18 protein-coding genes and 1 riboswitch are annotated in these 24114 nt (G+C 44.9%); of the genes, 8 read left to right on the top strand and 10 right to left on the bottom strand.

The genetic code is table 11. The features are described from left to right. Position 1 precedes the first annotated feature (1 nt). A complete protein-coding gene (locus tag ACFS6H_RS09570) occupies positions 2 to 2269 on the top strand; it encodes a hypothetical protein (RefSeq protein WP_386097694.1) in 2268 nt (755 codons plus the stop codon). 50 nt (positions 2270 to 2319) lie between these two features. Here the strand turns inward: ACFS6H_RS09570 and lptC are convergent, their stop codons facing one another. From lptC to ACFS6H_RS09555, 3 genes are all read right to left on the bottom strand, one after another. After that, on the bottom strand, positions 2320 to 2970 hold the full coding sequence (lptC, locus tag ACFS6H_RS09565; RefSeq protein WP_386097692.1) for an LPS export ABC transporter periplasmic protein LptC: 651 nt from the start codon (positions 2968 to 2970) through the stop codon (positions 2320 to 2322). A 224-nt stretch (positions 2971 to 3194) separates the two neighbouring features. Continuing rightward, positions 3195 to 4628, bottom strand: coding sequence for a hypothetical protein (locus ACFS6H_RS09560; RefSeq protein ID WP_386097690.1), 1434 nt, complete (start codon positions 4626 to 4628; stop codon positions 3195 to 3197). Further along, positions 4600 to 5328 carry a type III pantothenate kinase gene (locus ACFS6H_RS09555; protein WP_386097688.1) on the bottom strand — a complete coding sequence of 243 codons (729 nt, stop codon included), beginning with the start codon at positions 5326 to 5328 and terminating at the stop codon, positions 4600 to 4602. Before ACFS6H_RS09555 ends, ACFS6H_RS09560 begins: the two co-directional genes overlap by 29 nt. A gap of 151 nt (positions 5329 to 5479) precedes the next feature. On the opposite strand from ACFS6H_RS09555, the gene ACFS6H_RS09550 reads away from it, so the two are divergent. The 3 genes from ACFS6H_RS09550 (at position 5480) to ACFS6H_RS09540 (ending at position 8083) form a co-directional block, all read left to right on the top strand. After that, complete coding sequence (locus tag ACFS6H_RS09550; protein ID WP_386097686.1) at positions 5480 to 6178, top strand: DUF4386 domain-containing protein; 699 nt, start codon at positions 5480 to 5482, stop codon at positions 6176 to 6178. After that, on the top strand, positions 6171 to 6599 hold the full coding sequence (locus ACFS6H_RS09545; protein WP_386097684.1) for a DUF6326 family protein: 429 nt from the start codon (positions 6171 to 6173) through the stop codon (positions 6597 to 6599). The genes ACFS6H_RS09550 and ACFS6H_RS09545 overlap by 8 nt, the downstream gene beginning before the upstream one ends. A gap of 107 nt (positions 6600 to 6706) precedes the next feature. Further along, on the top strand, positions 6707 to 8083 hold the full coding sequence (locus ACFS6H_RS09540; protein ID WP_386097682.1) for an aldehyde dehydrogenase: 1377 nt from the start codon (positions 6707 to 6709) through the stop codon (positions 8081 to 8083). Between the two features lie 39 nt (positions 8084 to 8122). Here the strand turns inward: ACFS6H_RS09540 and ACFS6H_RS09535 are convergent, their stop codons facing one another. After that, positions 8123 to 13975: a PKD domain-containing protein gene (locus tag ACFS6H_RS09535; RefSeq protein ID WP_386097680.1), complete on the bottom strand. Its 5853-nt coding sequence runs from the start codon at positions 13973 to 13975 to the stop codon at positions 8123 to 8125. A 116-nt stretch (positions 13976 to 14091) separates the two neighbouring features. On the opposite strand from ACFS6H_RS09535, the gene ACFS6H_RS09530 reads away from it, so the two are divergent. Genes ACFS6H_RS09530 through ACFS6H_RS09520 form a run of 3 tightly spaced genes read left to right on the top strand, consistent with a single transcriptional unit; the run spans position 14092 to position 17397 of the window. Continuing rightward, positions 14092 to 14808, top strand: a complete 717-nt coding sequence (locus tag ACFS6H_RS09530; protein ID WP_386097678.1) for a glutathione peroxidase — start codon at positions 14092 to 14094, stop codon at positions 14806 to 14808. A 5-nt stretch (positions 14809 to 14813) separates the two neighbouring features. Beyond that, positions 14814 to 15140: a DMT family transporter gene (locus tag ACFS6H_RS09525; protein WP_386097676.1), complete on the top strand. Its 327-nt coding sequence runs from the start codon at positions 14814 to 14816 to the stop codon at positions 15138 to 15140. 37 nt (positions 15141 to 15177) lie between these two features. Then, the gene (locus tag ACFS6H_RS09520; RefSeq protein ID WP_386097674.1) at positions 15178 to 17397 is read left to right on the top strand and encodes an FUSC family membrane protein; all 2220 of its coding nucleotides are present in this window, start codon (positions 15178 to 15180) and stop codon (positions 17395 to 17397) included. Positions 17398 to 17401: 4 nt separating this feature from the next. Here the strand turns inward: ACFS6H_RS09520 and tenA are convergent, their stop codons facing one another. From tenA to paaZ, 6 genes are all read right to left on the bottom strand, one after another. Further along, positions 17402 to 18058 (bottom strand): thiaminase II, encoded by a 657-nt coding sequence (gene tenA, locus ACFS6H_RS09515; RefSeq protein ID WP_386097672.1) that lies wholly within the window; start codon positions 18056 to 18058, stop codon positions 17402 to 17404. Next, on the bottom strand, positions 18045 to 18878 hold the full coding sequence (gene thiD, locus ACFS6H_RS09510; RefSeq protein ID WP_386097670.1) for a bifunctional hydroxymethylpyrimidine kinase/phosphomethylpyrimidine kinase: 834 nt from the start codon (positions 18876 to 18878) through the stop codon (positions 18045 to 18047). Before thiD ends, tenA begins: the two co-directional genes overlap by 14 nt. Next, complete coding sequence (gene thiE / locus ACFS6H_RS09505) at positions 18875 to 19504, bottom strand: thiamine phosphate synthase (protein ID WP_386097668.1); 630 nt, start codon at positions 19502 to 19504, stop codon at positions 18875 to 18877. The genes thiD and thiE overlap by 4 nt, the downstream gene beginning before the upstream one ends. Beyond that, positions 19501 to 20301, bottom strand: coding sequence for a hydroxyethylthiazole kinase (gene thiM, locus ACFS6H_RS09500; protein ID WP_386097666.1), 801 nt, complete (start codon positions 20299 to 20301; stop codon positions 19501 to 19503). Before thiM ends, thiE begins: the two co-directional genes overlap by 4 nt. Positions 20302 to 20365: 64 nt before the next feature. Continuing rightward, positions 20366 to 20458: riboswitch (TPP riboswitch) on the bottom strand. 87 nt (positions 20459 to 20545) lie between these two features. Beyond that, positions 20546 to 21319 (bottom strand): enoyl-CoA hydratase/isomerase family protein, encoded by a 774-nt coding sequence (locus ACFS6H_RS09495; RefSeq protein ID WP_386097664.1) that lies wholly within the window; start codon positions 21317 to 21319, stop codon positions 20546 to 20548. Positions 21320 to 21400: 81 nt separating this feature from the next. Then, on the bottom strand, positions 21401 to 23479 hold the full coding sequence (gene paaZ, locus ACFS6H_RS09490) for a phenylacetic acid degradation bifunctional protein PaaZ (protein ID WP_386097662.1): 2079 nt from the start codon (positions 23477 to 23479) through the stop codon (positions 21401 to 21403). Positions 23480 to 23628: 149 nt separating this feature from the next. Between paaZ and ACFS6H_RS09485 the strand changes: the two genes are divergently transcribed. Beyond that, a complete protein-coding gene (locus tag ACFS6H_RS09485; protein ID WP_386097660.1) occupies positions 23629 to 24087 on the top strand; it encodes a viral A-type inclusion protein in 459 nt (152 codons plus the stop codon). Positions 24088 to 24114: the final 27 nt, after the last annotated feature.

Genomic DNA, 24114 nt, shown 5'->3' with positions numbered 1-24114 from the left:
CATGAAGTATTATTTTCTTGCATTAGTACTCACTGCGATGAGTATAAAGGGCCTTGCACAGGATAAAAACGAACAGGCTTATAGAAAAGCATCTGCTGAGATTAAACAACAGGTATTTGCCTGGGACAAGCCGCAGTTTCACGTACGCGATATTCCAAAAGAATATGCCAATGCCTCTAAAGTAGTAATCGCACGTCATACAGAGCTAACCAGCGAAAGCAAATCCGGCATTGCTTTTTATTTTGGCGGTATTGGCAGCAAACGTGAATTAAATATTTTAGAAATAGTGAGGGAAGTTATTAAGCTCAATGATAAAGCGGCTGTAGAGTATTATTCCGAACTGGCATTTACAAAATTTGCCCGTACCAGTGGATTTTATACATCTGAAAAATTATCAACTTATGTGGGTATAAGGATTATAAAGCCAAACGGAAAGGTAACGGAGATTAATGCTGACGATGTGGTGCTTACCAGGGATGACCCCAAAAATAAAAAAGCAAAAATTGCCGTTCCCAATCTGGAACCAGGAGATATTATTGATTATTATATTGCCTCTGACCAGCAATTAGTGAATGAGCAGGGTGCAAAAGAGTACCGTATTTTATTGTTTGATGATGCGCCGATACTGAACTTGTCATTTCACGGGGAGTTAGGCAAAAAAATGGCTATACTTTATCGCAGTTATAATAATGCGCCTGATTTGAAAATAGGAAAGAATAATGATAAAGAAATCATTATTGATGTGCAGAAAGATAATATACCGGCTTATGAAACGGCATTATGGATAGCGCCGGCGCGACAACTGCCTTTTATCAGAATGAGTATTTCATTGGGCTACTCGGGTTTAGGCGCAAAGTATAATGGTACCAGGAGACCAGGCGAAATTTTGAAACTGGAAAACGAGAATGAGATCCTTGATGATATTGCCCAGGACTACTCGGAAAGCTACTATTATAATTATTGGTTATTAGCCGGGAGAAAGCAATATGGTGAGATTGAAAAGACAGCTCAAAAAAAGGCGAAACAGATGGGGCTTAAATATAAAGACCTCACCGATGATGAAAAGGCAGCTTTGTTGTTTTATACATTCAGGGGTGCGTTAATGGGCTTTGATATAAACAGGCTATCGGAAACCCTGAATATTGGTTCAAGAGAATATAATGGTGCTGCATTTCCTTTATTTGCCATTATGAAAGTAGCCGGAATGGAGCCCGCTATACTACTCAGCGAACACAATCGCGGTTACAGGCTTAAGGATGCTATGAGCCGTTCAGATTTACAAAGTTTGGCTTACCTGCCCGGCTCAAAAAAGTATTTTTCAATTAACACTATTTTTGACTTTCCATTTAAAATACCAGACTTTGTGGAAGGGGTACAAAATACCAAAAGCATAACTTTCAGTCACCCCGTTGCTGTAGGCAGTATGAAAAAAATTGCAGGTATGTCAAATGTGGCAACAGGTCCGCGAATACCGGCATCTATGGCAAAGGACAATTTAAGACAGGAAAACCTGCGGTTGAGTATTAATGATGATATAAGCACTTTAAGAGTAAAACGAAATACAATCCTCAAAGGGCATTATAAACTGGACGCACAGCAAAGCCTGGCATTGTACGAAGATATTTATGAAAGTGAAAGGAAAAGTTTTGGCGATAAAGAGTCATTACTGGAAGCCCTGGAAGATGGCAAGAAAAGTAAAAAATATGTTGAAGAGGTAAAAAATGCTTTTGCCGAAGCCCGGAAAAACCAGAAAACAGCATTTGTAAATGAAGCAAAGGAATGGTTTGAGCAGGACGTAACCGACCTGAAAGACCATAAAGTAACCAGCCTCGGTATCCGGCATACCGAACCCGATTTTGTATACAGCTCTTCTTTTAACCTGGATGGCCTGGTAAAGAAAGCGGGGAATAATATTATTGTAGAAGTTGGCAAAATACAGGGACAACCGCTTTCTATTAAGGATAATAACCGTAACCGCACAATAGATGTGTACATGCCGTTTGCCCGTGGTATTGAATATGTTATTGAATTGGAAATACCCATCGGTTATACCGTTGAAGGTGTACAGGAACTTAATAAAAATGTAAGCAATGAAACAGGTTTATTTATTGTTGAAGCAACCACTGCCAACAATATAATTACCATAAAAGTGAAAAAACATTACACCCATAACTTTGAGCCAGCCGCCAATTTTACAAAAATGTTGTCTTTTTTAGATGCTGCAGACGAATGGACGAACGCAAAACTATTGTTCAAAAAGGCTAATTAACGCAGATAAAATTTATGAAGCTGTTAACCAAGTGTCGACAGCTTCATAAATTATTGTAGAACCGGGGTTATTACCGGCTGTGTTGCAGGGGGTGCCGACGCACTAGTATCTTTTTTATTCCCGGCCTCCGTATCAATAGAACCCACAGGAACCTTAAAGGTTACTCTTTTTAAATCCTGGGTAGCTTCCATACCAAGCTTACCGGTAATGTTTTTACCAAAAGATTTGTAGGTGGCGATAGTATCGGTATAAAACAATTTGGTATTCTGGTCCCACCACATATCATGGCACCAGAGTGTATCGCCACGAACGTTGATGATGACCACGCTGTCGCGCAGGTAAATTTTGTTGAGGTTATTATAGTATTTACCATATTTGGCATCGAGCCAGCTTTCGCGTTTGATGCTATCGTTATAAAAATCAACATGTAATGTTTTGGGAAATTCGGTGTAGATGGAATCGTTGGAACTGCCTTCCATACGGATCATGGACGGGGCTTTCAGCTTGGCTTTTACAATGCCGTTCTGGCTTAAAGTGCCGTCAATGAATTTAGCTACTTCGGGTAGTTTAATGTCCTTGGTCCATTTATCAATTTCCTTCTGGTCGTTTTCGCAGGCAAACAATACAATGCTACAGCCTATTACCAGTAAAAGGGCAAACAGCGGATGTTTTTGTTTGTATTGATTGGTTATTGCTTTCATTATTTACTATGCCTGGTTACTATTAAACAGCACGCAAGTTAATCCTATTTCTGCTTACACTGCCAAAGCGTGAGGGATGGAAGCGGCATCCTTTTGCGCAGGGCAGCCAAAGCAGCAGAGGGCAAAAGATACAGCGGACAGCCCGACCCTGTAAAAAAATAAGCGTCTCCACCATATGGTAAAGACGCCCCATATTTTTTTACAGGGGCACGCCCTATAAAGTATTAATCGTATTTACGTTTACCAAACCAGAAATCGCTTAACGATAATCCCAGTGATATACGGAACATGTCTTCTTTTAATACATTGCTGTTGTTACCGCGTTTGATGTACTCAAAACCAAGGTTCAGCATCAGTAACTGGTTCCTGGCCTGTTGGGTCTGGCCTAATAAAGGCATACCTATACCGGCCGAAATGCCATATTGGGGAAGGTTTTTACCACCTACATTTATATAATCAGGGCCGGTAAAAAAGCCGGCACGGTAAGCCACATTACTGAAATAGCTTTTTGCCCTTGGAATAGGGCGTAATTCACCGCCAATGCGTATTTCCCAGTTGTTCTTTACCATATCGGTCTGGTCGTAATAACGGTAATCGGCCCAGTTGCTGCGGGTGAAATCAACACCTAAGCTCCAGCCGCCTTCCGGGTTTTTAGGATCGTAGTTGATGGCTTTTTGTAAAAATATACCGGCTGTATAACTGGAGGGGTATTTGATCTTGCCCTTTACGTCTTTTTCTTCGTATACGCTGTCGATACGGACATTACCGGCATCGGCACTGTAGTAATATGTTTCGCGAACGGTGCTTTGACGGGCATTTAAGGTTTGCTGTAAAGTACCGAAAGCCCCCAGGGTTGCTTTTATTTTTTTACCCATCGGGAATGTGTACTGCAGGCCGCCATTGAAGTTAAAACCACCAAAAGTGGTTAAACGCTGCCAGTTACCGGGGGTGTATACCACCGTATCGCTGAAAGGCGCTACGCGGGTGCTGTAATCTTTTTTACCAAAAACATACCCGACGTTCACCCCGATGCTTAGGAATTGTGAAGAATCAAGGCGGATCTTGTAACCGGTACCAATGGAGGGCAGGTAACTACCGCCGTTGCCCTGGTTAAGGATCTGTACCCTGTCTATCGTTTTATTGGTAATGGGATCTACCAGCGGCCCTTCTTTTACCATATTATAACTGATACGGGTAAGCGGGCGCATACCAAAGGTTAAACCCATATTACGGCTGATAGGCATACCTATATAAATATGGGAAAAAGTAGCATTAGTGGCCCCGAATTTACTGTTTACCGTATTATTACCCGGCTCACGCAGGGTGCGGTTGTCAATATTCATCCCAACATCCAGCACTACGCGGCCTGTTGACATTTTTTTACTTTTTGCCTCTATATAACTCTGGAACCAGGCGTATGATGCCGGGTTGTTATAGTTAACAGACAAATGGTCATTATAACCGGCCGATACGCCACCCATGCTACGGCTGATAACATTGGTTGGGGGAGTAATATCGCCTAAGCCATACCTGGAATAGGGCGAGTTATCTTGTGCAAATACAGGAGTAATTACAGCAGTAAGTAGTATGGTTGCCGCTATACGGCAAACCCCTTTTACGGTAAGTTTATCAGGGGTTGTTGACTTCGCTAATAGCATAAAGACCTTTAAATATTAAATCAGGGTCTGCAAATATCTTGTTTTTAAGGTGTGTACCCAAATGTACCATGTCACCTCCGGTTAATACCACGTTAAAGTTGTCGAATTTAGCGGCATATTCGTCTATAAATCCATCAATTTCGTAGCAAATGCCCAACACGACGCCTGAAAGAATGTTGGTATCTGTATCGTAACCTATTAATGGGACGTTGGCGGTAGGTTTTACCACCGGCAGGAAAGCGGTATAGTGCTGCAGCGATTTTAACCGCATTTCCAGGCCCGGGGAAATGGCCCCTCCTACAAATTCATTGTATTTATTGATAAAATTATAGGTAACACAGGTGCCCAGGGCAATGACCAGGTTATGTTTGCCCGGGTGAAAATGTACTGCGGCGGCGGCAATGGCCAGCCTGTCGGCCCCGATGGTTTCCGGCTTGCCCACCGGTGTGGTAAAGGAAACCTTGGTGGTGTGACCCAGTTTGTGAAATTTGGAACAGCCTCTTAACCAGGTCTCTATCTCCGGGTTATGGTTGATAACCGAGGATAAAATGGTTTTTTGGGGCTTAAAATCCTCCGTTAACTGCTGAATAGTGGCCAAATCGTCGTTGGGAAGAACCAATATCTTCGTAATAACCGTATCGGTAAATACGGCTACTTTTTTCCGCGTATTGCCAAAATCAAAGCAGAGTGTTGTGGACATGGGCTGCAAGATAGGGAAATGCGGCAATGTAACATACCGGCCCATAAAATAAGGGCATCCTGCCGGCCGCTGCCCAATAACGGGTAAAAGAAAGTGTAAAAGCCTGTAACAAATTTTGATCATCGCCGTCTTAGCCCAAAACCAAGAAAAAATGACTGCTTCAAAAAAATTTGACCGGCTGGCGGGCCTGATATATCTCGTGGTGGTGCTAACCGGGATTTTCAGTTTAATGTACGTTCCCTCTGTTTTGGTAAACTGGAAAGACCCCGCCGAAACCTTTCAGAACATAACGAACTCCCCGCAACTGTTCAGATTAAGCATTGCTAGCAGTATGCTTTGTTATATTGCTTTTTTGCTGCTTCCCCTGGTACTGTACAAAATATTGCACGGAGTAAATGAGCAGTATGCCAAACTGATGGTGATTTTGGCCATTGTGAGTGTGCCTATGTCCTTTATTAACCTGCAGCACAAATTTGCCATACTTAACCTGGTGGAAGGTGCGGGTTACCTGGATGTTTATAATACGGAGGAGTTACAGGCCCAGGTAATGCAACTACTGGACAATTATAATTCCGGTTTACGGGTGTGCCAGGTGTTCTGGGGTCTTTGGCTATTTCCTTTCGGTTACCTGGTGTATAAATCGGGCGTATTACCCAAAATACTGGGTATTTTATTAATGCTGGGTTGCATAGGTTACCTGCTGAGTGTATTTGCCAATACCATCTTTGTAAATTTTCATCAATATACTGTTTCAAAATTCATCACCCTGCCGGCTACACTGGGCGAAATAGGTACCTGTTTATGGTTGCTGATCTTTGGCAGAAAAAGTAAAAAAACTGAAAATGGCTAACACTTATTTTGAAGATATGAAGGTAAATGTGAGAATTAAGCTGTCCGCTTTGTGGACATCGCTGATGTTCTGCTACCTGTATGGAGATTATTTTGAGTTGTATGTTCCCGGCAAAACGGAAGGCTTAATAACAGGGGAAAATATGCTGGACACTCCCCTGAAGTTATTTGCCGCCACCTTTATGTTAACAGTGCCCGCGCTGATGGTGTTTTTATCGCTGGTACTCAAACCGGCAGTTTGCAGGATAGTAAATATAATATTAGGAATATTTTTTACCCTGTTAATGTTACTGATAGCCGCTTCTTCCTTGACCGGGTGGCGTATTTTTTACGTTTTCCTGGCCATAGTGGAGAGCATAATTACGATATGTGTGATATGGCAGGCATGGAACTGGCCTAAAACGGAAGCGGCCGGGGTTTAATTGAGCTGTAACAAAGGACAGCATAACAATGCGCTGCATTTTTATTAATTTAGATATACGCAAGCCGGTAAAGTATTGGCAGGTGTAAATTATTAATTAATGCAGGCATGGAAAATAGTTTAATACCATCCTTACAAAGGATGCAGCAATATTTCAGATCGGGGGCAACACAGGCTTACGCATTCAGAAAACAGCAGTTGCAACAACTTAAAAAAGGCATTAAAGCCCATGAACAGGAGCTGCAAACAGCCCTGTTTACCGACCTGCGCAAAAATGCCGAAGAAACCTGGGTTACCGAAACGGGTTTTGTATTAAATGAACTGGATTATGCCCTGGCCAACCTGGAGCATTGGATGCGTAAAGAATATGTGGATACCAACCTGCTTAACTTTCCCGGCACCAGTTATATAAAAGCCGAGCCTATGGGCACTGTGCTCATCATTGGTCCCTGGAACTATCCCTTACAATTAATTATGGTACCCCTTATCGGGGCTATTGGCGCCGGCAACTGTGTGGTAATAAAACCCAGCGAGTTTGCACCGGCCACCCTGGCGGTTATTAAAAAAATTATTGAAACGGTTTTCAACCCGGAATACATAATGGTGGCCGAGGGAGAAGGCCATGAAATTGTGCCGGCACTGATGCAGCATTTTACGTTTGACCTGGTTTTTTATACCGGCAGCCCGGCAGTAGGAAAAACAATTTATAAAATGGCAGCTGAGAACCTGGTGCCGGTGGTGCTGGAACTGGGTGGTAAAAGTCCCTGTGTGGTAGAGCGGGATGCCAATATTAAAGTAGCGGCACAACGTATTGTACAGGCCAAATTTTCCAACGCGGGGCAAATGTGTATCGCCCCCGATTATATACTGGTACATACATCGGTTAAAGAAAAATTACTACAGGCTTTACAACGAACAATAGAAAAGTTTTTTGGCGCCGATCCTGCTGAAAGTTATGACTACGGCCGTATCATTAACACCAAACAGTTTGACCGTTTAACCGGTTATTTACAAAACGGTAACATTGTAACGGGCGGGCAATACAACCGGGACGACCTGTATATTGCACCAACGGTGATGACAGATACCGGCGATAATGCCCCGGTTATGCAGGACGAAATTTTTGGCCCCATATTACCGGTACTGGAATACAGCAGTATGCCGGAAGCCTTACACATTATTGCGAAACATCCCAACCCGCTGGCATTTTATATTTACTCGGGCAGTAGTAAAAAACAGGAACAATGGCTGCAGGCCGTACCATCGGGCAATGCCTGTATCAATACCAGCAGTATGCACGCCACCAACCATCATTTACCCTTTGGCGGAAGAGGCACCAGCGGTATCGGTGCTTATCATGGTAAACATAGTTTTGACACTTTCAGTCATAAAAAAGGCATTTTAAAAAGTCCTACCTGGTTTGATCCCGCAGCAAAATACCCGAGTTTGAAAGGGAAGCTGGGATTGTTGAAAAAGATAGTATAGTAATCTTAGATCTCAGATCTCAGATCTGAGATCTAAGATTTATTTGACCAGCGTTACCGTTCCTTTTATCACCACCGGCAGGTTCTCATTACAGATAGCTTCGATAATATATACAAATACCGTGGTGGTTTCAACGGGTTGTCCTTTGATACGGCCGTCCCAGCCGCTGTTGATATCATTAGCCCGGATGTTTTTGCGGCTGAATACCAGCTCGCCCCAGCGGTTAAAGATGTTGAAGGATTTTATTTCCTGTACACCAAAGCTTTTACCGATATAAAATATATCATTCTTACCATCGCCGTTTGGTGTAAAGGCATTGGGCACATAAATGGCTCCTTTGTTACACAATACCGTTACCCTTACTTCATCGGTTGTACTGCAATTGTATTGATTGGTAACCGTAAGGCTATAGGTAATATCATCATCGGCCACAAATGAGGGAAGGGCACAGTTGGTACAACTTAATCCCGTTGCAGGTTGCCACAAATATTTTTCTACATCACTGCTAACAGTCGGGTTAAATATATGTTCCTGGCCGGCATTGATCACCACATCGGCTCCAAGGTCAACAGTTGGGTAAGGGCCTACCACCACCAATACATGCCCGGTTTCATTGGGACAAACATTCTGGCTGATACCCGTAACGCTATAGGTAGTTGTTTGGGTAGGGGCTGCCACCGGGTCAGGAATATTGGGGTTGTTTAAACCTGTAACGGGCGACCACACAAATTGATTGGTATTACCTGCTGCCTGCAACTGTACGGATTTACCAATACAGATCACCTGGTTATCGCTATGGGTTAAACGTACTCTTCTGTCTACGGTAATAAGCACCGAATCTTTCTGTATACAGTTAAACTGGTTGGTCACCGTAACATAATACTTGGTGGTGTTGGCCGGTGATACCACAGGGTTGGGGCTATCGGAACCGGAAATAATGCCTTGTGTTGGGGTCCAGGAATACTGTACGCCATCACCTGCCTGTAGCTGAATACTGGTCTGCTCACATATAGTAGCCGTTTGCGGCGTGGCATTGGGTACGGGTAAAGGATGGATCGTAATGTTTTTGGTAATTACCTCCACACAGTTATGTTTCGTGGTAACAGTAAAGGTTAATACATAATCACCCGCCTGTGTAAAACGGTAGGATGCCTGGCCGGTATTGCTGATAACGGTATTATTTAAACGCCATACGGTACTTATTACCTGGTCTTCCGATTGAATGGAAGCCGTGAAGGCAAGTTCGTTCTGGGCACATTTTTCTTCTTCACCGCTGATCGTTACAACAGGGGCCGTATACACTTTTATCATTTGCGGCAATACATACTGATCGCGGCAACCATTTACTGTTGCTAATAGCAGCGATGGGTAATACTCACCGGGCGAAGGATAGGTATAACTGCCGCCATTTAACGGTAAGGAGGGGGTGATACCATTATCATAATTCCAGGTAAAACTATTGATGGGGAAGGCGCTGCTGCCTGTATTGGTAAATAGTACTTCGCCGGTTGCGCAATGAAAATGATTATCAACGGTGAAACGGGCCACCACCGAATCAATAATAATATTACGGGTAACCGTTATGCTACAGTTATTGGAGGTAGTAACGGTTAATGATAATACATGGTTACCGGGTTGACGATAATCCACCTTAAAAACAGGATCGTTGGTTCCCATGGTTACGCCATTCAGCTGCCATTGATAAGTAGTGACAGGATCAATGCTGTTGATGACCGCATGGTATTGCAGGGTAGACCCAGGTTGTAAACAATTTACATCCAGCCCATCGATCTGTGCAGCGGGCATGGGGTGCACGGTAACCGTTTTAGAAAGATTATCAGTACAACCATACTGTGAAGCCACCGCCAGGTTGATGGTATAGGTATTGGGAATAGAATAAGCGTGTGGTGGCGGAGTACTGCCGTTAAATGAAGGGCTGCCGTCACCCAGGTTCCAGGTTTGTGCGGTAAAGCCCGAAAAGCCTGGTACCGTGGACAGGTTGGTAAAACTAACCGTACCATTACCACAGAAAACATTTTCGTCAATAGTAAAGTTGGCAACAACAGAATCTATTACAATATTCCTGGAAATAGTAGTGCTGCAATCCTTATCCGTTGTAACGGTCAGCAGTAACTGGTGAATGCCGGGTTGGCGGTAATCGATATTCAGCGAAGCGCTGTTAGTGCCTACTGGCGTACCGTTTAATTGCCAGGCATATTGCGTCACCATATCCGTGGTGTTTACCACCGCTTCATACTGCAGGGAAGAGCCGGGTGTTAAACAGTTATTATCCGGCCCGGTAATTTGTACAGTGGGAGAGCTGTTAACCTGTATCACGGTTTGGGCCATATCGGTACAGCCATATTGCGATCCGGTTTGTAAACTTACAGTATACGTGCCGGGGCTGTTATAGGTATGTGCCGGCGGGTTAGCGCCGGTAAAACTGCTGCCATCACCGAAATTCCAGGTCTGGTTTACAAAGCCGGAAAAAGATGGAACGGCTGAGTTATTGGTAAAGTTGACTGTGCCGGCATCACAGAATGCTGTATTATCGGCGGTGAATATGGCTTTTACCGAATCAACAATTACGTTGTTTGCAGGACGCAGGGTAAAGGAGCAGCCTTCCGGACTTCTTAATATTACATTGGGGTTATAAATACCCGCCAGGTTATATACATGTGATATGGTATGATTGGTGGCCGATGGTGTTACAGGGGTGCCATCATTAAAGTCCCAGGCATAACTGCTGATATTGCTGCCGGTTACCTGCATATTCAGCGTATAGGGTTTACAGCCGGGCAATACATCGGCAATTAAATTTCCTCTCGGGCCTTTTACGGTGATGGGTTTTGAAATAGTGCTTTCGCAGCCTAATGAGCGAACGGTTAAGGTTACCATATAATCATTAGGTACCGGGTAGATGACGGGTTGCGGGGTTGCACTGGTAGAGCCGGTACCGCCATTACCAAAATCCCAGGTATAGGTAGCTGGCTGCCCGAAGGTTTCGGACAGGTTGACAAAGCCCAGGCTTATAGGTGCGCATTGGGTAATACTACCGCCGGGTTCAAAATCGGCGACGGGCTTTACAATGCGTATATAGTTGTTTTGTGTATAGGTGTGGGTGCAGCCGTTTTCATCCATCACGGTCAATGTAATGGTGTACTCGTCATCGCCGGCATAAGTATGTGTTTGTGCCGCGTTACTATTGGTCGCTACTTCTGCACTGCCATCGCCAAAATTCCAGGTAAACTTGTAGTTGGGTGCAGCTGGGGTTCCCTGTGCGTTGGATGTATTGTAAAATGTTACAGTGTAATTATTACAGCGTAAAGGACTACTGGCATAAAAAGAAGCCTGCGGACGATATGCTTTGATATAATCCGGTTTTAATACCACATCACTGCGGCAGCCATTGGCATCTTCCACCGTTAAGCTTACCGCATAGGCCCGGTAATAGCTGCTATTGTTATAACTATGCGTTACGGGGTCCGCACTGGTTTGGGTAATATTAGTACCATCGCCAAAATTCCAGATCCACCTGACAATAGGCACTGATGGATCAATGGGGGTTTGTGTGGGCGTAAACCTTACGTCAAAGTTTTGATCGCAGGAGGTTAACACATCGGCCGTAAAATCGGCTGTTGGTCCATCTACAATGATCTGTATACTGTTATCGGAAACCGTTGAACAGTTTAACCGATCAATAATAGTTAAGGTAGCGGTATAGGTGCCTGTTGCTGTATAGGTATGAGAGGTTACACCATCCAATGCTGGCAGGGGCGGGTTGGTATTGTTGATGGTGGTAACAGGAGAGCCATCACCAAAGTTCCAGGTATAACTGCGTACACGATCGGCATTAATGCCCGCAGGCGTAAAAGTTACGGTACCATTAGGGCAAACAGCAATGGGGCTGGCCGTAAAAGCCGGTACGATGGGTTCGTTGGTAACAGTTATCACCCGGGTAGTGGTTACCAGTGCACCGGTTGCGGTAATTTCACGGGTCAGGGTTACCGTATAGGTATCGGGGCCGCTAAAGGTATGTGTAATGGTGGCGTTATTGCCGGTTATCTCGTTAGCGGCCCCTGAAGCGGGGTCGCCAAAATTCCAGCTATACACGGTAGTGCCCGGTACATTATTGGCCGTAAAAGTATAAGCCAGACGATTGGCACAACTGCCGCCATTATTACCAAAGCCACCGCCTCCGCCTCCTCCGCCACCACCTTCTCCGGGCGGGCATTCATCGGTAACGGTAACCACCACTTCATCATAGGTGGTACATCCTTCGGGTGTTTGAGCGGTAACCCTTACGGTGAAAGTTCCGGCAGTGGTGTATAAATGCGTTGCGGTAGAATAGTTGTTGTTTGGTGTAACTATATAGTCCGGGCTGCCATCGCCAAAATTCCAGGTATACTGTACACCGGCAATGGGTGTAACCAGGTTGTTTAAGTAGGAATTAAAAGTGGTGAATAAAGGTTTACAGCCGCTTTGCGGAGTGTAATTATAAATATCTATGGCGGGTATAGCCGTTCTTACAACCATGGTGGTGCTACGGCTATTACAGGCCGCATTGGGGTTATCAGGGTCGGTGACTGTTACGGTAACAGTATAATTACCGGCGCTGCCATAACTGTGGCCGATGGTGCTAAGGCCTGTACCTGACTGACTGTTGCCGTCACCAAAATCCCAGTTATAAATATAGTTGGGGTTAAGCGGTGTAGCGGTTGCTGTAAATGTTGTGCTGAAGGGTAACTGGCATGCAGCTGTTGGCAAAGCACTTACTGTAATATCGGGTCTTGGCGAAACGGTTACATTAGTGGTAATAATGTCTTCACAACCGCTGCGGTAACGTACGGTAGCGGTAATGGTATAAGTGCCCGGCGAGGGATAAGTATAGTATATGCCGTTGCTGCCGTTTACCACGGTACCGTTTCCAAAATCCCAGCTTACGTTTTGTAACCAGTTGGATGGTGTAGTAGCGGGAAAAGAGAAATAGCCCGATGTATTGACACAAAGATTGGCCGGTCCGCTTAATACCGGCGGTGTTGCCGGCTTGCCAACATATACCGTACGGCTGGCTGTATTACTGTTACAGTTAGTGCCGTTATTGGCGTTTAAAGTAATAGTATACACGCCGGGTGTGGTATAACTGTGAACGGGTACGGCATCGGTTGAGGTTTCGCCATTCCCAAAATCCCAGGCATAGGTTAAAGTACCGCTGCCGGTAGTGTTATTGGTAAAGGTTGGTGTAAACGGTAAAGTACAGCTGGCATCGGCGTCTACTGTAAAGGCTGCACTGGGTCGGTTGTGTACAGTAATATAATTAGGCCTGGTTTCGGCATCGCTGCGGCAGCCCCAGTTATTCTCCACAAAAAGGGATACGGTGTACTGGCCATTGGTGGTAAAGCTGTAGGAAGGGTTCTGTGTACTGGCCGAGCCGGCGCCAAAACTCCAGTTCCAGGTAGTGATACTGCCGGTGGCCGTGGTGGATGCATCGGTAAAATTTACCGGCAGGGTGGCACAACCGATCAGGGTACTGGCGTTGAAATTGGCTACGGGTTTGGGGTGTACCGTTACGGTTTGCTGCTGGGTTTGTGTAGTGCCGTTGCTGAAGTTAACGGTCAGTTGTATAGTATAGGTACCAGGGGTATTAAAATTAGCTCCCACGGTAGGGTCAGTATTGCTGATCGGGCCGCTGCCCAGGTTCCAGCTGCGGCTTACTACGGTGGCGCCGGAGGAGATATCGGTAAAGTTTACGGACAGGGGTGCACAACCACTGGGGTTATCAATGGTAAATGCGGCTGTTTGGGCATAGGTACCGGTAACCAGCAGGCTACATATAATAGTACATAAACAAAAACGCAGTAGTTGTTGGTATTTCTTTACAAACCCTGTCATCTTAGGAACGGCTGTAAAGATACCTGCTATACCGAAAAAATCTACATTAAGATTATGTAAGGAGACAGGAACAGATAAACGGAAATGCCGGGGTACTCCCGTACATTGATCGTATCTTGCACGTAATAATAAACCAGGTGGTACGTAAAAGGTTATATAAACTATTGAAACGCATTGTTGTTATTAGTGTTATACTATGTACTACGTTTGCAGTATATGTATTTATTGTTACCAAAAACAATACAGATATGACCATCAGGCAACGCATCATGAAAGCCATTTACCCGGCTATCATGTTTTTAACTCCTAAAAAGAAAAATATGTCGCAACATAACCGGGACGGCCAGGTAAAAGCGCCGGTCTCCTTTTATACATTAAGTGCTACCGCCAATAACAAAACCGCATTTGATTTCGGGCAACTGCAGGGCAAAAAAGTATTGATCGTTAACACGGCTTCCAACTGCGGGTATACAGCCCAGTATGCCGAATTGCAAAAACTATATGAGCAGCATAAGGATAAACTGGTGATACTGGGTTTTCCGGCCAACGATTTTAAGGAACAGGAAAAAGGAACCGATGAGGAAATTGCCAGTTTTTGCCAGGTGAATTTTGGCGTGAGCTTCCCGTTAATGCAAAAAACTACGGTGATCAAAAGTGCACAACAAAACAGCGTATACCAATGGCTGACCGATGCTGCCAAAAACGGTTGGAATAGCACCGCTCCGGAATGGAACTTTTCAAAATACCTAGTAGATGAGAATGGCACTTTAATTGATTATTATCCGCCATCCGTATCACCACTGAGTGAGGAGATTGTTTCACAGCTGGATTAAAATGTATGAATTGGATATTATTGATCATAGCCGGGTTGTTTGAAGTAGGCTTTGCTACCTGTTTAGGAAAAGCGAGAGAGCCCGATACCAACACGGCAGTATGGATGACAGGTTTTTTTATTTGTTTATCGGCCAGCATGTATTTGCTGTACCGGGCTTCTTTGCATATACCGCTGGGTACGGCCTACGCGGTGTGGACGGGTATCGGTGCGGTAGGTACCGTGCTGGTAGGGATCTTTATATTTAAGGAGCCGGCCACTACCTGGCGTATTGTATTTTTAGTTACACTTATTGCTTCCATTATTGGGTTAAAAGCTGTTTCTTCACACTGATTAATTTATTTATAGCAACCCCGTTGCTTTTTGCAGGATGGATTATGTAAAACAATACCGGAGTTTTATTAACAGCTATTATTTTGCTGAGGGTATACGTATTACTGCCGGCGTTACTTTGCCCGCCATCATACTTAATTTTTTCGGATTACTTCATATCGGTATTGTGGTGTCGCTGGGTGCACTTTGTGTAAGTGTGTCAGATATGCCGGGGCCTATTTTGCACCGGCGTAATGGCATGCGGGCTACGGTCATCATTATCTTTTTTGTATCCCTCATCACAGGCTTTGTTTCCTACTCTCCCGTATTGCTGGGTTTCCTGATCGCTATATTTTGTTTCCTGTTCAGTATGATAGGTGTTTACAATTCCCGGGTAAATGCCATTGGCATGTCGGCTTTACTGGTGATGGTGCTGGGTATACAACAGGTGCACAATTCACCACAGGGTATTGCACTGAACGCATTATATGTGGCCGCGGGCGGGGTTTGGTATATGCTGCTGAGTATTACCTTATACAGTTTCAGGCCTTATAAACTTATTCAGCAGGCCCTGGGTGAAAATATTATGTCGGTGGCCGATTACCTGCGCAGCCGGGCTTTGTTTTATAACAAGCAGGTAGATTATGATAAAGTGTACGGGCTGTTACTGGAAAAACAGGTGATCGTTCAGAACCAGCAGCAAACCCTGCGGGAAATGTTGTTCAAAAGCCGGCATATCATTAAGGAGTCCACCACTACCAGCCGTACTATACTGATGATATTTTCAGATACGGTTGACCTGTTTGAAAAAACCACTACTACTTTTTATGCCTACGAAGCCCTGCATAAATACTTTGATAATACTGATATATTAGAACGTTTCAGGACCATTATCATGGAAATGGCCAATGAGCTGGACGAGATAGGCCTTTCTGTTCAAAGTGGTAAATACTCCCGTGAACCGGTGGATATGCAGCAGCATTTAAAGGAGCTGCAGCAGTATTTTAATACATTCCGGGACAGCCAGCGTAACCCCGAAAACCTGGAAGCTTTATTAAGCCTGCGTAAAATATTACAATCCCTGGATGATATATCGGTGAGGTTATACACTTTACATCATTACACCGGTTATGATAAAAAATCGGCAGCTGATTATAAACTGCCCGGCGATTATGAACATTTTGTAACCCCTACTGACCTTAGCTGGAGACTGTTGCCGGATAACCTGTCCCTTAAATCAAATACTTTCCGGCATGCCCTGCGGGTGAGTATTGCTACTACTGCAGGTTATATACTCTCCCATATTTTTTCACTGGGTCACGGGTACTGGATATTACTGACCATCATCGTGATATTAAAACCTGCATACAGCCTGAGCCGGGAACGGAATTACCAGCGACTGGCCGGTACCATATTCGGCGCCTTGCTGGGTTTGGGCATCCTTACACTGATTAAAAATGAATCGGCCCTCTTTGCCATCATGTTACTGTTCATGATCGGCTCATATAGCTTTATGCGTACCCGGTATTTATTCAGTGTTATTTTTATGACACCCTTTGTACTCATTATGTTTTACCTGCTGGATACGGCACATTTCCAGGTAATACTGCAGGACAGGGTAATTGATACGGCCATTGGCTCTGTGATCGCATTTGGCGCTACCTTTTTATTAGTGCCCGCCTGGGAGAAGGAGCAGATAAAAACCTATATGATCGATGCGGTGAAGGAAAGTATTACCTACTATAAAAATGTAAGCCTGCCTTACGTGAACGAATCCTCATCGGTACTCGATTTTAAAATAAGCCGCAAGAATGCTTTTGTAGCCCAGGCCAATCTGGCGGGTGCTTTTTCGCGTATGCTGGCCGAACCAAAGAGTAAGCAGGTACATAGCAAACTCACCCACCAGTTTGTGGTAATGAGTAATATGCTCAACTCACATATTGCCACTTTATCTTATTACTCACCTACGCTATCTATCAAATACCGCTCTACCGATTTCAGCCCGGTGATAGATGATACCCTGGAGGAACTGGAGGACTGTATTGCTATTTTAAACAAAGTGGCCTGGCAGGAAGAGGAGGATGATCATCCCGAACTTGCCTTGAACAAACATGCCAATGAGCTGATAGAAAAACGGCGTACCGAAATCCAGCAGGGCCTAATGGACACCGACACCCGCATAAGATTGGGTGAACTTAAACCCATCATCGACCAGTTTTTATTTATCTCCAGGCTGGCCGGCGATTTAAAGCGAACCAGCCAGAAATTAAGTGCATGATACGTTAAAAGACGTTCCATTTTCGGTTGTGATAAGCCCCCTGCCAGAAATCGAATTCCAAATGCGATGAAGTGATGAATGCCTGTGTCATTCTTTCTCTTATTTCCGGTGTAGAGCGTTCAGCCGCGGCATCACAAATATTGATGGCCTGTTGAACCAGGGCGCCAAAATCCTCGTTGCTATAAGTTTGGATCCATTTTTTATAGGGATTATTTACTGTTTCCTGGTTTTGAAAAATATGGTCACCTACTTTTTTATATATCCAGAAACAGGGCAGTAAGGCCGCCATACCAACTTCCACTGCATCAAAAGCGGCTGTGCTTTTTAAGAAGTGAATATAATGATGGCAGGCTGGCTGCATGGTTCCCCTGTCGGTGAGACCAAAGTCTTTAAAATAGGTTTCGTGTAAGGCATTCTCTACCACAATGGCCCCTTCAGCAAAACGGATAAATGCCAGTACATCCTGTATATCGTATGCTTTAGCGCCCACAAGGGATAATGCCCTTCCAAAATGTTCCAGGTAAAGCGAATCCTGGGCCATATAAAACTTAAAGGTTTCCACGGGTAGGGTTCCGGCTGAAAGCTCCGTTATAAAAGGCATTTCCAATATAGCTTGATAACAATGCTCCACCTGTGTCCAGGTATATTCAGACCATTTCATTTTTAATTAGTTTTTGAGGATTAAAAAAATGATTCAGCGGGCCGTTCCCTTTTCCTGTTTGTACATCCTGTCCATGTTTTATGGCATCAAATACATAGGCCTGCGCTAAAGCCACAGCTTCAGCTAAAGCCTTGCCTTGCGACAGGTAAGCCGCAATTGCCGATGATAAAGTACAGCCCGAACCATGTGTGTTATTTGTTTTAAACTTTTCGGTTACAAAGGGGTCAACGCTTCCATCTTCGCTGATGAACAGGGACGTGATCTTTTCCGTTTCCTGGTGACCACCCTTTAATAATAAGGACCGGCAACCCAGGGCTCTTATTTTGTTCCCGGCAATAACCATATCATCCAGGGTCTTTACCGGCATACCGGCCAGTATAGCGCTTTCATCCATATTGGGGGTAATGATTTCGGCTACCGGCAGTAAGCGGTTGATGATGGTAGTAATGGTATCGCTTTCAATTAACCGGTGGCCGCTGGTGGCTACCATTACCGGGTCAAATACAATGGGTATTTTAGGGTATTCGCTCAGTGTATCTACAATGGTTTCCACCAGTTCAGGCGTATGTACCATGCCTATTTTTATAGCACCAGGAAAAATATCGTCTAATATGGCCCTGATCTGATCGGCCACAGCCTCTACGGGGATGGGATAGATTTTACGTACCCCCATCGTGTTTTGTACCGGCAATGCGGTTAATACCGATGTGGCATAACAGCCCAGTGCCGAGAATGTTTTTATATCGGCCTGGATGCCGGCTCCCCCGCTTCCGTCAAAACCGGCAATAGTAAGTACCGAAGGATAAGTGTATTTTTTCATTTGATTATTTCATTTTTTAAATCATAAGCGGCTTTCTCCGGGTTACTGGCACTGCAAATAGCCGATACCACTGCAATACAATCGGCGCCGGCATTTATTACTGCTTTTACATTATTCAACTGCATATTGCCGATAGCAATAAGCGGCTTAGTGGTGAGTTGTCTTATTGTTGTAATACCCTCCAGTCCCCATTCCGTAACCGTATCCGTTTTGGTAGCAGTGCCAAACACCGGACTGATACCCAGGTAATCGGCCGCTTCCATCTGCTCATTATGTAACTGTTCTATATACTCAATAGAATACCCGATGATCTTATTGGCTACATTCCACTCCCGGCGGATTTCTGCCGGTGGCAGATCATTATTGCCTACATGTATACCTGCTGCATTTACATGTTCGGCTACCATCAGGTTATCGTTAATGATCAACGGAATGTGGTATTCATCAGCAAGTGCTTTAAGTTGCAGGGCCTTTGTTGTAAACTCGGTAACGGAAGCGTTTTTCTCCCTGAGCTGAATAATGTCCACACCGCCTTTTATAGCTTGCCTGGCTACGGCTATCATGTTTTTGCCTTTACAATCTGCTTCAGAAATAACCAGGTATAATTTATACGTGAAGGAGATCATGCTGTTATACCAAGTTTTAAGCGGGCATTAAAAACTTCTTCTGTAAGGGCGTATAACTGGTCCAGTAAATGTAATTGTAAACTACCGGGGCCTTTTGACTGCTGCTCTGCCAGCTCTCCGGCGATACTTAAAACAGCCATGGCCGCCACGGCTGCTTCGGTTTTGTTTGCTGTTACGCCTGCAAAGGCACCGATAAGTGCCGTGGCCGAGCAACCCAGTCCCGTTACTTTAGTCATTAAGGGATGGCCATTCGTAATGGAAACGGTTTGTTTGCTGTCCACTACAAAATCAACAGCGCCGGATATACAAACCACTGCCTTGTATTTTTCCACCAGTAAGCGGGCGGAGGAGATGGCGTCGTTACTGGCAGCGGTGCTGTCCACGCCTTTCGTTGTAACCGTATTATTCTTAGCTAAGGCCATAATTTCAGAGGCGTTTCCCCTGATGATGGTGGGATTAAAGGCCAGTAGTTTTTGCAAAACCTCGTCGCGGTAAGCAGTGGCACCGGCGCCAACAGGATCGAGTACCCAGGGCTTATTGGACTTGTTAGCGGTTGCTGCGGCCAATAACATCGACTCAACCCAGTATTCATCCAATGTTCCGATATTGATGACCAGCGCATGGGCAATGGATACCATGTCAGCCACTTCTGAGTGGGCATGTGCCATGATAGGGGAAGCACCCACAGCCAATAGCGCATTGGCTGTATTATTCATCACTACAAAGTTGGTAATATTATGAACGAGCGGAGATTGTTGGCGTACCGTGGCGATGTGTTGCCAGAGCGATTTTTCCATTGTCATTGTTTTAATAATTAAAAAAATGCTTTAGGAAAGATCGCAACAAAATACAACCCTGCAGAAAGGTGTATTTGCTTTTCCCTACGCCGGTATTAACCGGGTCAGGTTCAAAGGGACTCTCTCAATTCTTTACAGAATACCCCTAAAGCAGGACCAAAGATAATAAAAAAATCCCCCGTATATGTGACACGGGGGAATAACTGATACAGAAACAGTTTTCAAAAACAAATAAGTGCTTGCTTTACGCTGCTACCACCTGTTTTTGTTTAATTTTTTCAATAGCTTTTTTGCTGTACTCACTGGTAATTAAACGGCCGCTGATAGCTGCTCTTTCAATTAATAATTTATCCCAGTTCTCTGTACCCTGCCAGCTTAGTTTTTTTAATTCGGCCGTTGCTTCGGGACTGCTGGCCACCAGTGTATGTGATAAACGGATGATAGATTCGTCCATACTTTCCACTGAAGGGTGCAGCTCGGCAAACAAACCTTTTTTACGGGCCCAGTCGCCGTTACGCCACATATGGGCATCAATGGCTAATTGGGTAAAGGCCGATAAGCCGATCTTTCTTTCAACGGCGGGTCCTACAACAAAGGGGCCGATGCCTAAAGCCAGTTCGCTTAATTTTACCTCTACGCCTTCAACTGCAATAGCATAATCAACCGCAGCTGCCAAACCTACACCACCGCCTACGCATTTGCTGTGTATACGGCCAATGATAAATTTAGGACAGGTACGCATAGCGTTAATTACATGCGCAAAGCCGCTGAAGAATTTTGTTCCTTCTTCGGTTGTTTTGATGGCGGCCAGTTCGGAAAAAGAAGCGCCGGCACAAAAAGCTTTTTCGCCTTCCGATCGTAAAATAATAACTTTTGTCTCGGTATCGTTACCCGCACCATGTATGGCCTGGGCCAGTTGCTCCAGCAGGCGGGATGGTAAAGAATTACTTTGGGGATGGTGAAACTCGATAGTGGTTACGCCATTATGAAACTCGCTTTTAACATATCCATTTTCCATAGTTCAAAATATTTTGTGGTGTAATAAATATACTAATTTTTGTCCTGAATATTCAGCATTATTCGTTGTTAAAATGTTAAGTTAACGGGCCACCATGGTCAGTATGGTAGCTACACCAACCAGCGGCTCATCGGTATCGTCAAAAATCTCCACCAGCCATTTTACAATGCCTTTGTCAATATCGGTTTCCTCCTTTTTATCCTGCGGTAATTTTTCTTTGCAGGTAAAACGGACACTTATTTCGGTTCCAGGGTATACGGGTTTGGTAAAGCGTAGTTCATCAATACCATAGTTCAGTAATACCGGGTTCTTTTCGTAACTGTCCACAAACAAACCGGCTGCCAGGCTCATTAATAAATAGCCATGTGCTACCTGTTTTTCAAACATAGTGCCATTAAAATCGGTACCGGCAATATGCGCATAAAAATGGTCGCCGCTCAGGTCGGCAAACTGGTCAATCAGTTCTGATGTGATCAGTTTTTTATCCGTGATCAGCTGGTCGCCGATGGCCAGTTCATCAAACGTTTTTTTGAAAGGGTGTATACCACCGGTATTGCCTTTTGCATACTGCTGGTAAACCTGTGTAATGGCGGTAAGCATAGTGGGCGAACCCTGTACTGCGGTACGTTGTAAATAATGTTTTACGCCACGTATGCCGCCCATTTCCTCGCCGCCGCCTGCACGTCCCGGTCCGCCATGTACCAGTAAAGGCAGCGGTGAACCATGGCCGGTATTCTCTTTGGCACAATCATTATTCAGTACCAGTATCCTGCCATGATGTGATGCGGCGCCGATCACATAAGCCCGGGCATGTTTTTCACTGGCGGTAATAATGGAACTGCAAAGGCTGCCCTTGCCCATTTTACTTAAGGCAATGGCTTCCTCCATATCCCTGTAAGGCATCAGGGTACTTACCGGGCCAAAAGCTTCCACTTCGTGCGATACGGTCTGCTGCCAGGGTGTTTCATTTAATAATAAAAGTGGTGATACAAAAGCCCCCGTTGAAGCATCAGCATCCACTACTTCTACGCTATCCAGTGAGCCATATATAATTTGTGAGGCGGCTAATAATTGTTGTACCTGGGCAAACAGCTCGTTACGCTGTTCCTGACCGGCCAGTGAGCCCATGCGCACTTTTTCATTCAGCGGGTTACCGATCACGGTTTGCATTAAGGCGGCTGTCAGCGATCTACTTACATCGGCCAGTTTATTATCCGGTACAAATATGCGGCGAACCGCCGTACATTTTTGCCCGGCCTTAGTGGTCATTTCCTTACGCACCTCTTTAATAAACAGGTCCCATTCGGGCATACCCGGTTCTACATCGGGCGCCAGCACCATACAATTTAAGGAGTCGGCTTCCATATTAAAAGGAACCGATTCGCTGATGATCTGGGGATGGGCTTTTAGTTTTTGCCCGGTATAGGCCGAGCCGGTGAAGGTAACCACATCCTGGGCTGTTACATACTTCAGCATATCACCCGCGCTGCCGCAGATGAGTTGTAAAGCCCCTTCGGGCAATATGCCGGAAGCAATGATCTTTTGCACTACGGCTTCGGTAAGGTAACTGGTTACAGTGGCGGGCTTTACCACGCAGGGCATCCCTGCCAGCAGGTTCACCGCTATTTTTTCCAGCATACCCCATACCGGAAAATTAAAGGCATTGATATGAATGGCTACCCCTTCTTTGGGTGTTAATATATGGGTGGCGGCAAATGTGTTTTGCTTACCTAATATATGGGTATCGCCATCAACGGCAAATGTGGTATCCGGAAATTTTCTTCTGAGTGAAGCATTGGCAAACAGGTTGCCTATACCACCTTCTATATCCACCCAGCTATCGGCTTTGGTGGCCCCGGTTTTATAACTGGTATCGTAAAACAGGGGCAGGTGTTCACGCAGGTACAGGGCCAGTGCTTTCAGCATGTTACCACGTTCGTGGAAGGTCATTTTGCGTAAAGCAGGATTACCCACCGTACGGGCATATTGTAAAACGGCATTAAAATCAAGGCCTTTGGTGGAGGTGATGGCAATGGTTTCGCCGGTTACGGCATTAAATAAAGCCTGTCCTTCGCCATCGCCGGCTATCCATTTGCCGGTAATATAATTGTGTAGTTGTGGCATCAGCAATAATCGTTGTTTGCCTGCAAAATAAGGCAAGTTTTATTTACAACACGGTAATTAAAAATTTGTTGCGGGAGTACTGTTAATTATGGTCTGCACACCGGGATGATGATAAAGACGGCCAAGGTTTATAGGGGCTTATCTGGGTAAGGTAGTACCTTTGCGGCTTACAAAACAGTATAACTATGTTCGTAAAAAAAATGATCCCTGTAGCATTATTGGTGGCGGCCGTTGCCGGATCGGGCTGTAATAACAGTGCTAAAGACAGCGGACTGCAAAAACAGGCCGATAGTTTGTTTGATGTGGTAATGAAAGGCCATGATGTGGGCATGCCCAAAATGATGCGCATTGAAAAAATGCAGCTGAAAGCCGCACAAACCATCGACTCAATAGGCAAACTGCCGGCTGCACAACAAGCGGCACTCAAAGCTTATGTAATGCAACTGGATACCCTGTTGCTGGACCTGCGTTATGCCACCACCGCCATGGATAAATGGATGGCCGAAATGAACTTTACCGACACCCTTAGCGATAACCTGCCCGAACGCATTAAATACCTGAGCAATGAAGAGCAGAAGGTGAATAAGATGAATGAAGCCATTACCGGTTCACTGGCCAGGGCAGATAGTTTGCTGAAAAAATAAAGAGGATTTAAGATGCAGGATTTGGGG

Origin of the sequence: Terrimonas rubra (genome assembly GCF_042686025.1) — a bacterium.
In the GTDB taxonomy this organism is placed as follows: Bacteria; Bacteroidota; Bacteroidia; order Chitinophagales; family Chitinophagaceae; genus Terrimonas; species Terrimonas rubra.
This window is presented reverse-complemented; position numbering and strand designations above follow the sequence as displayed.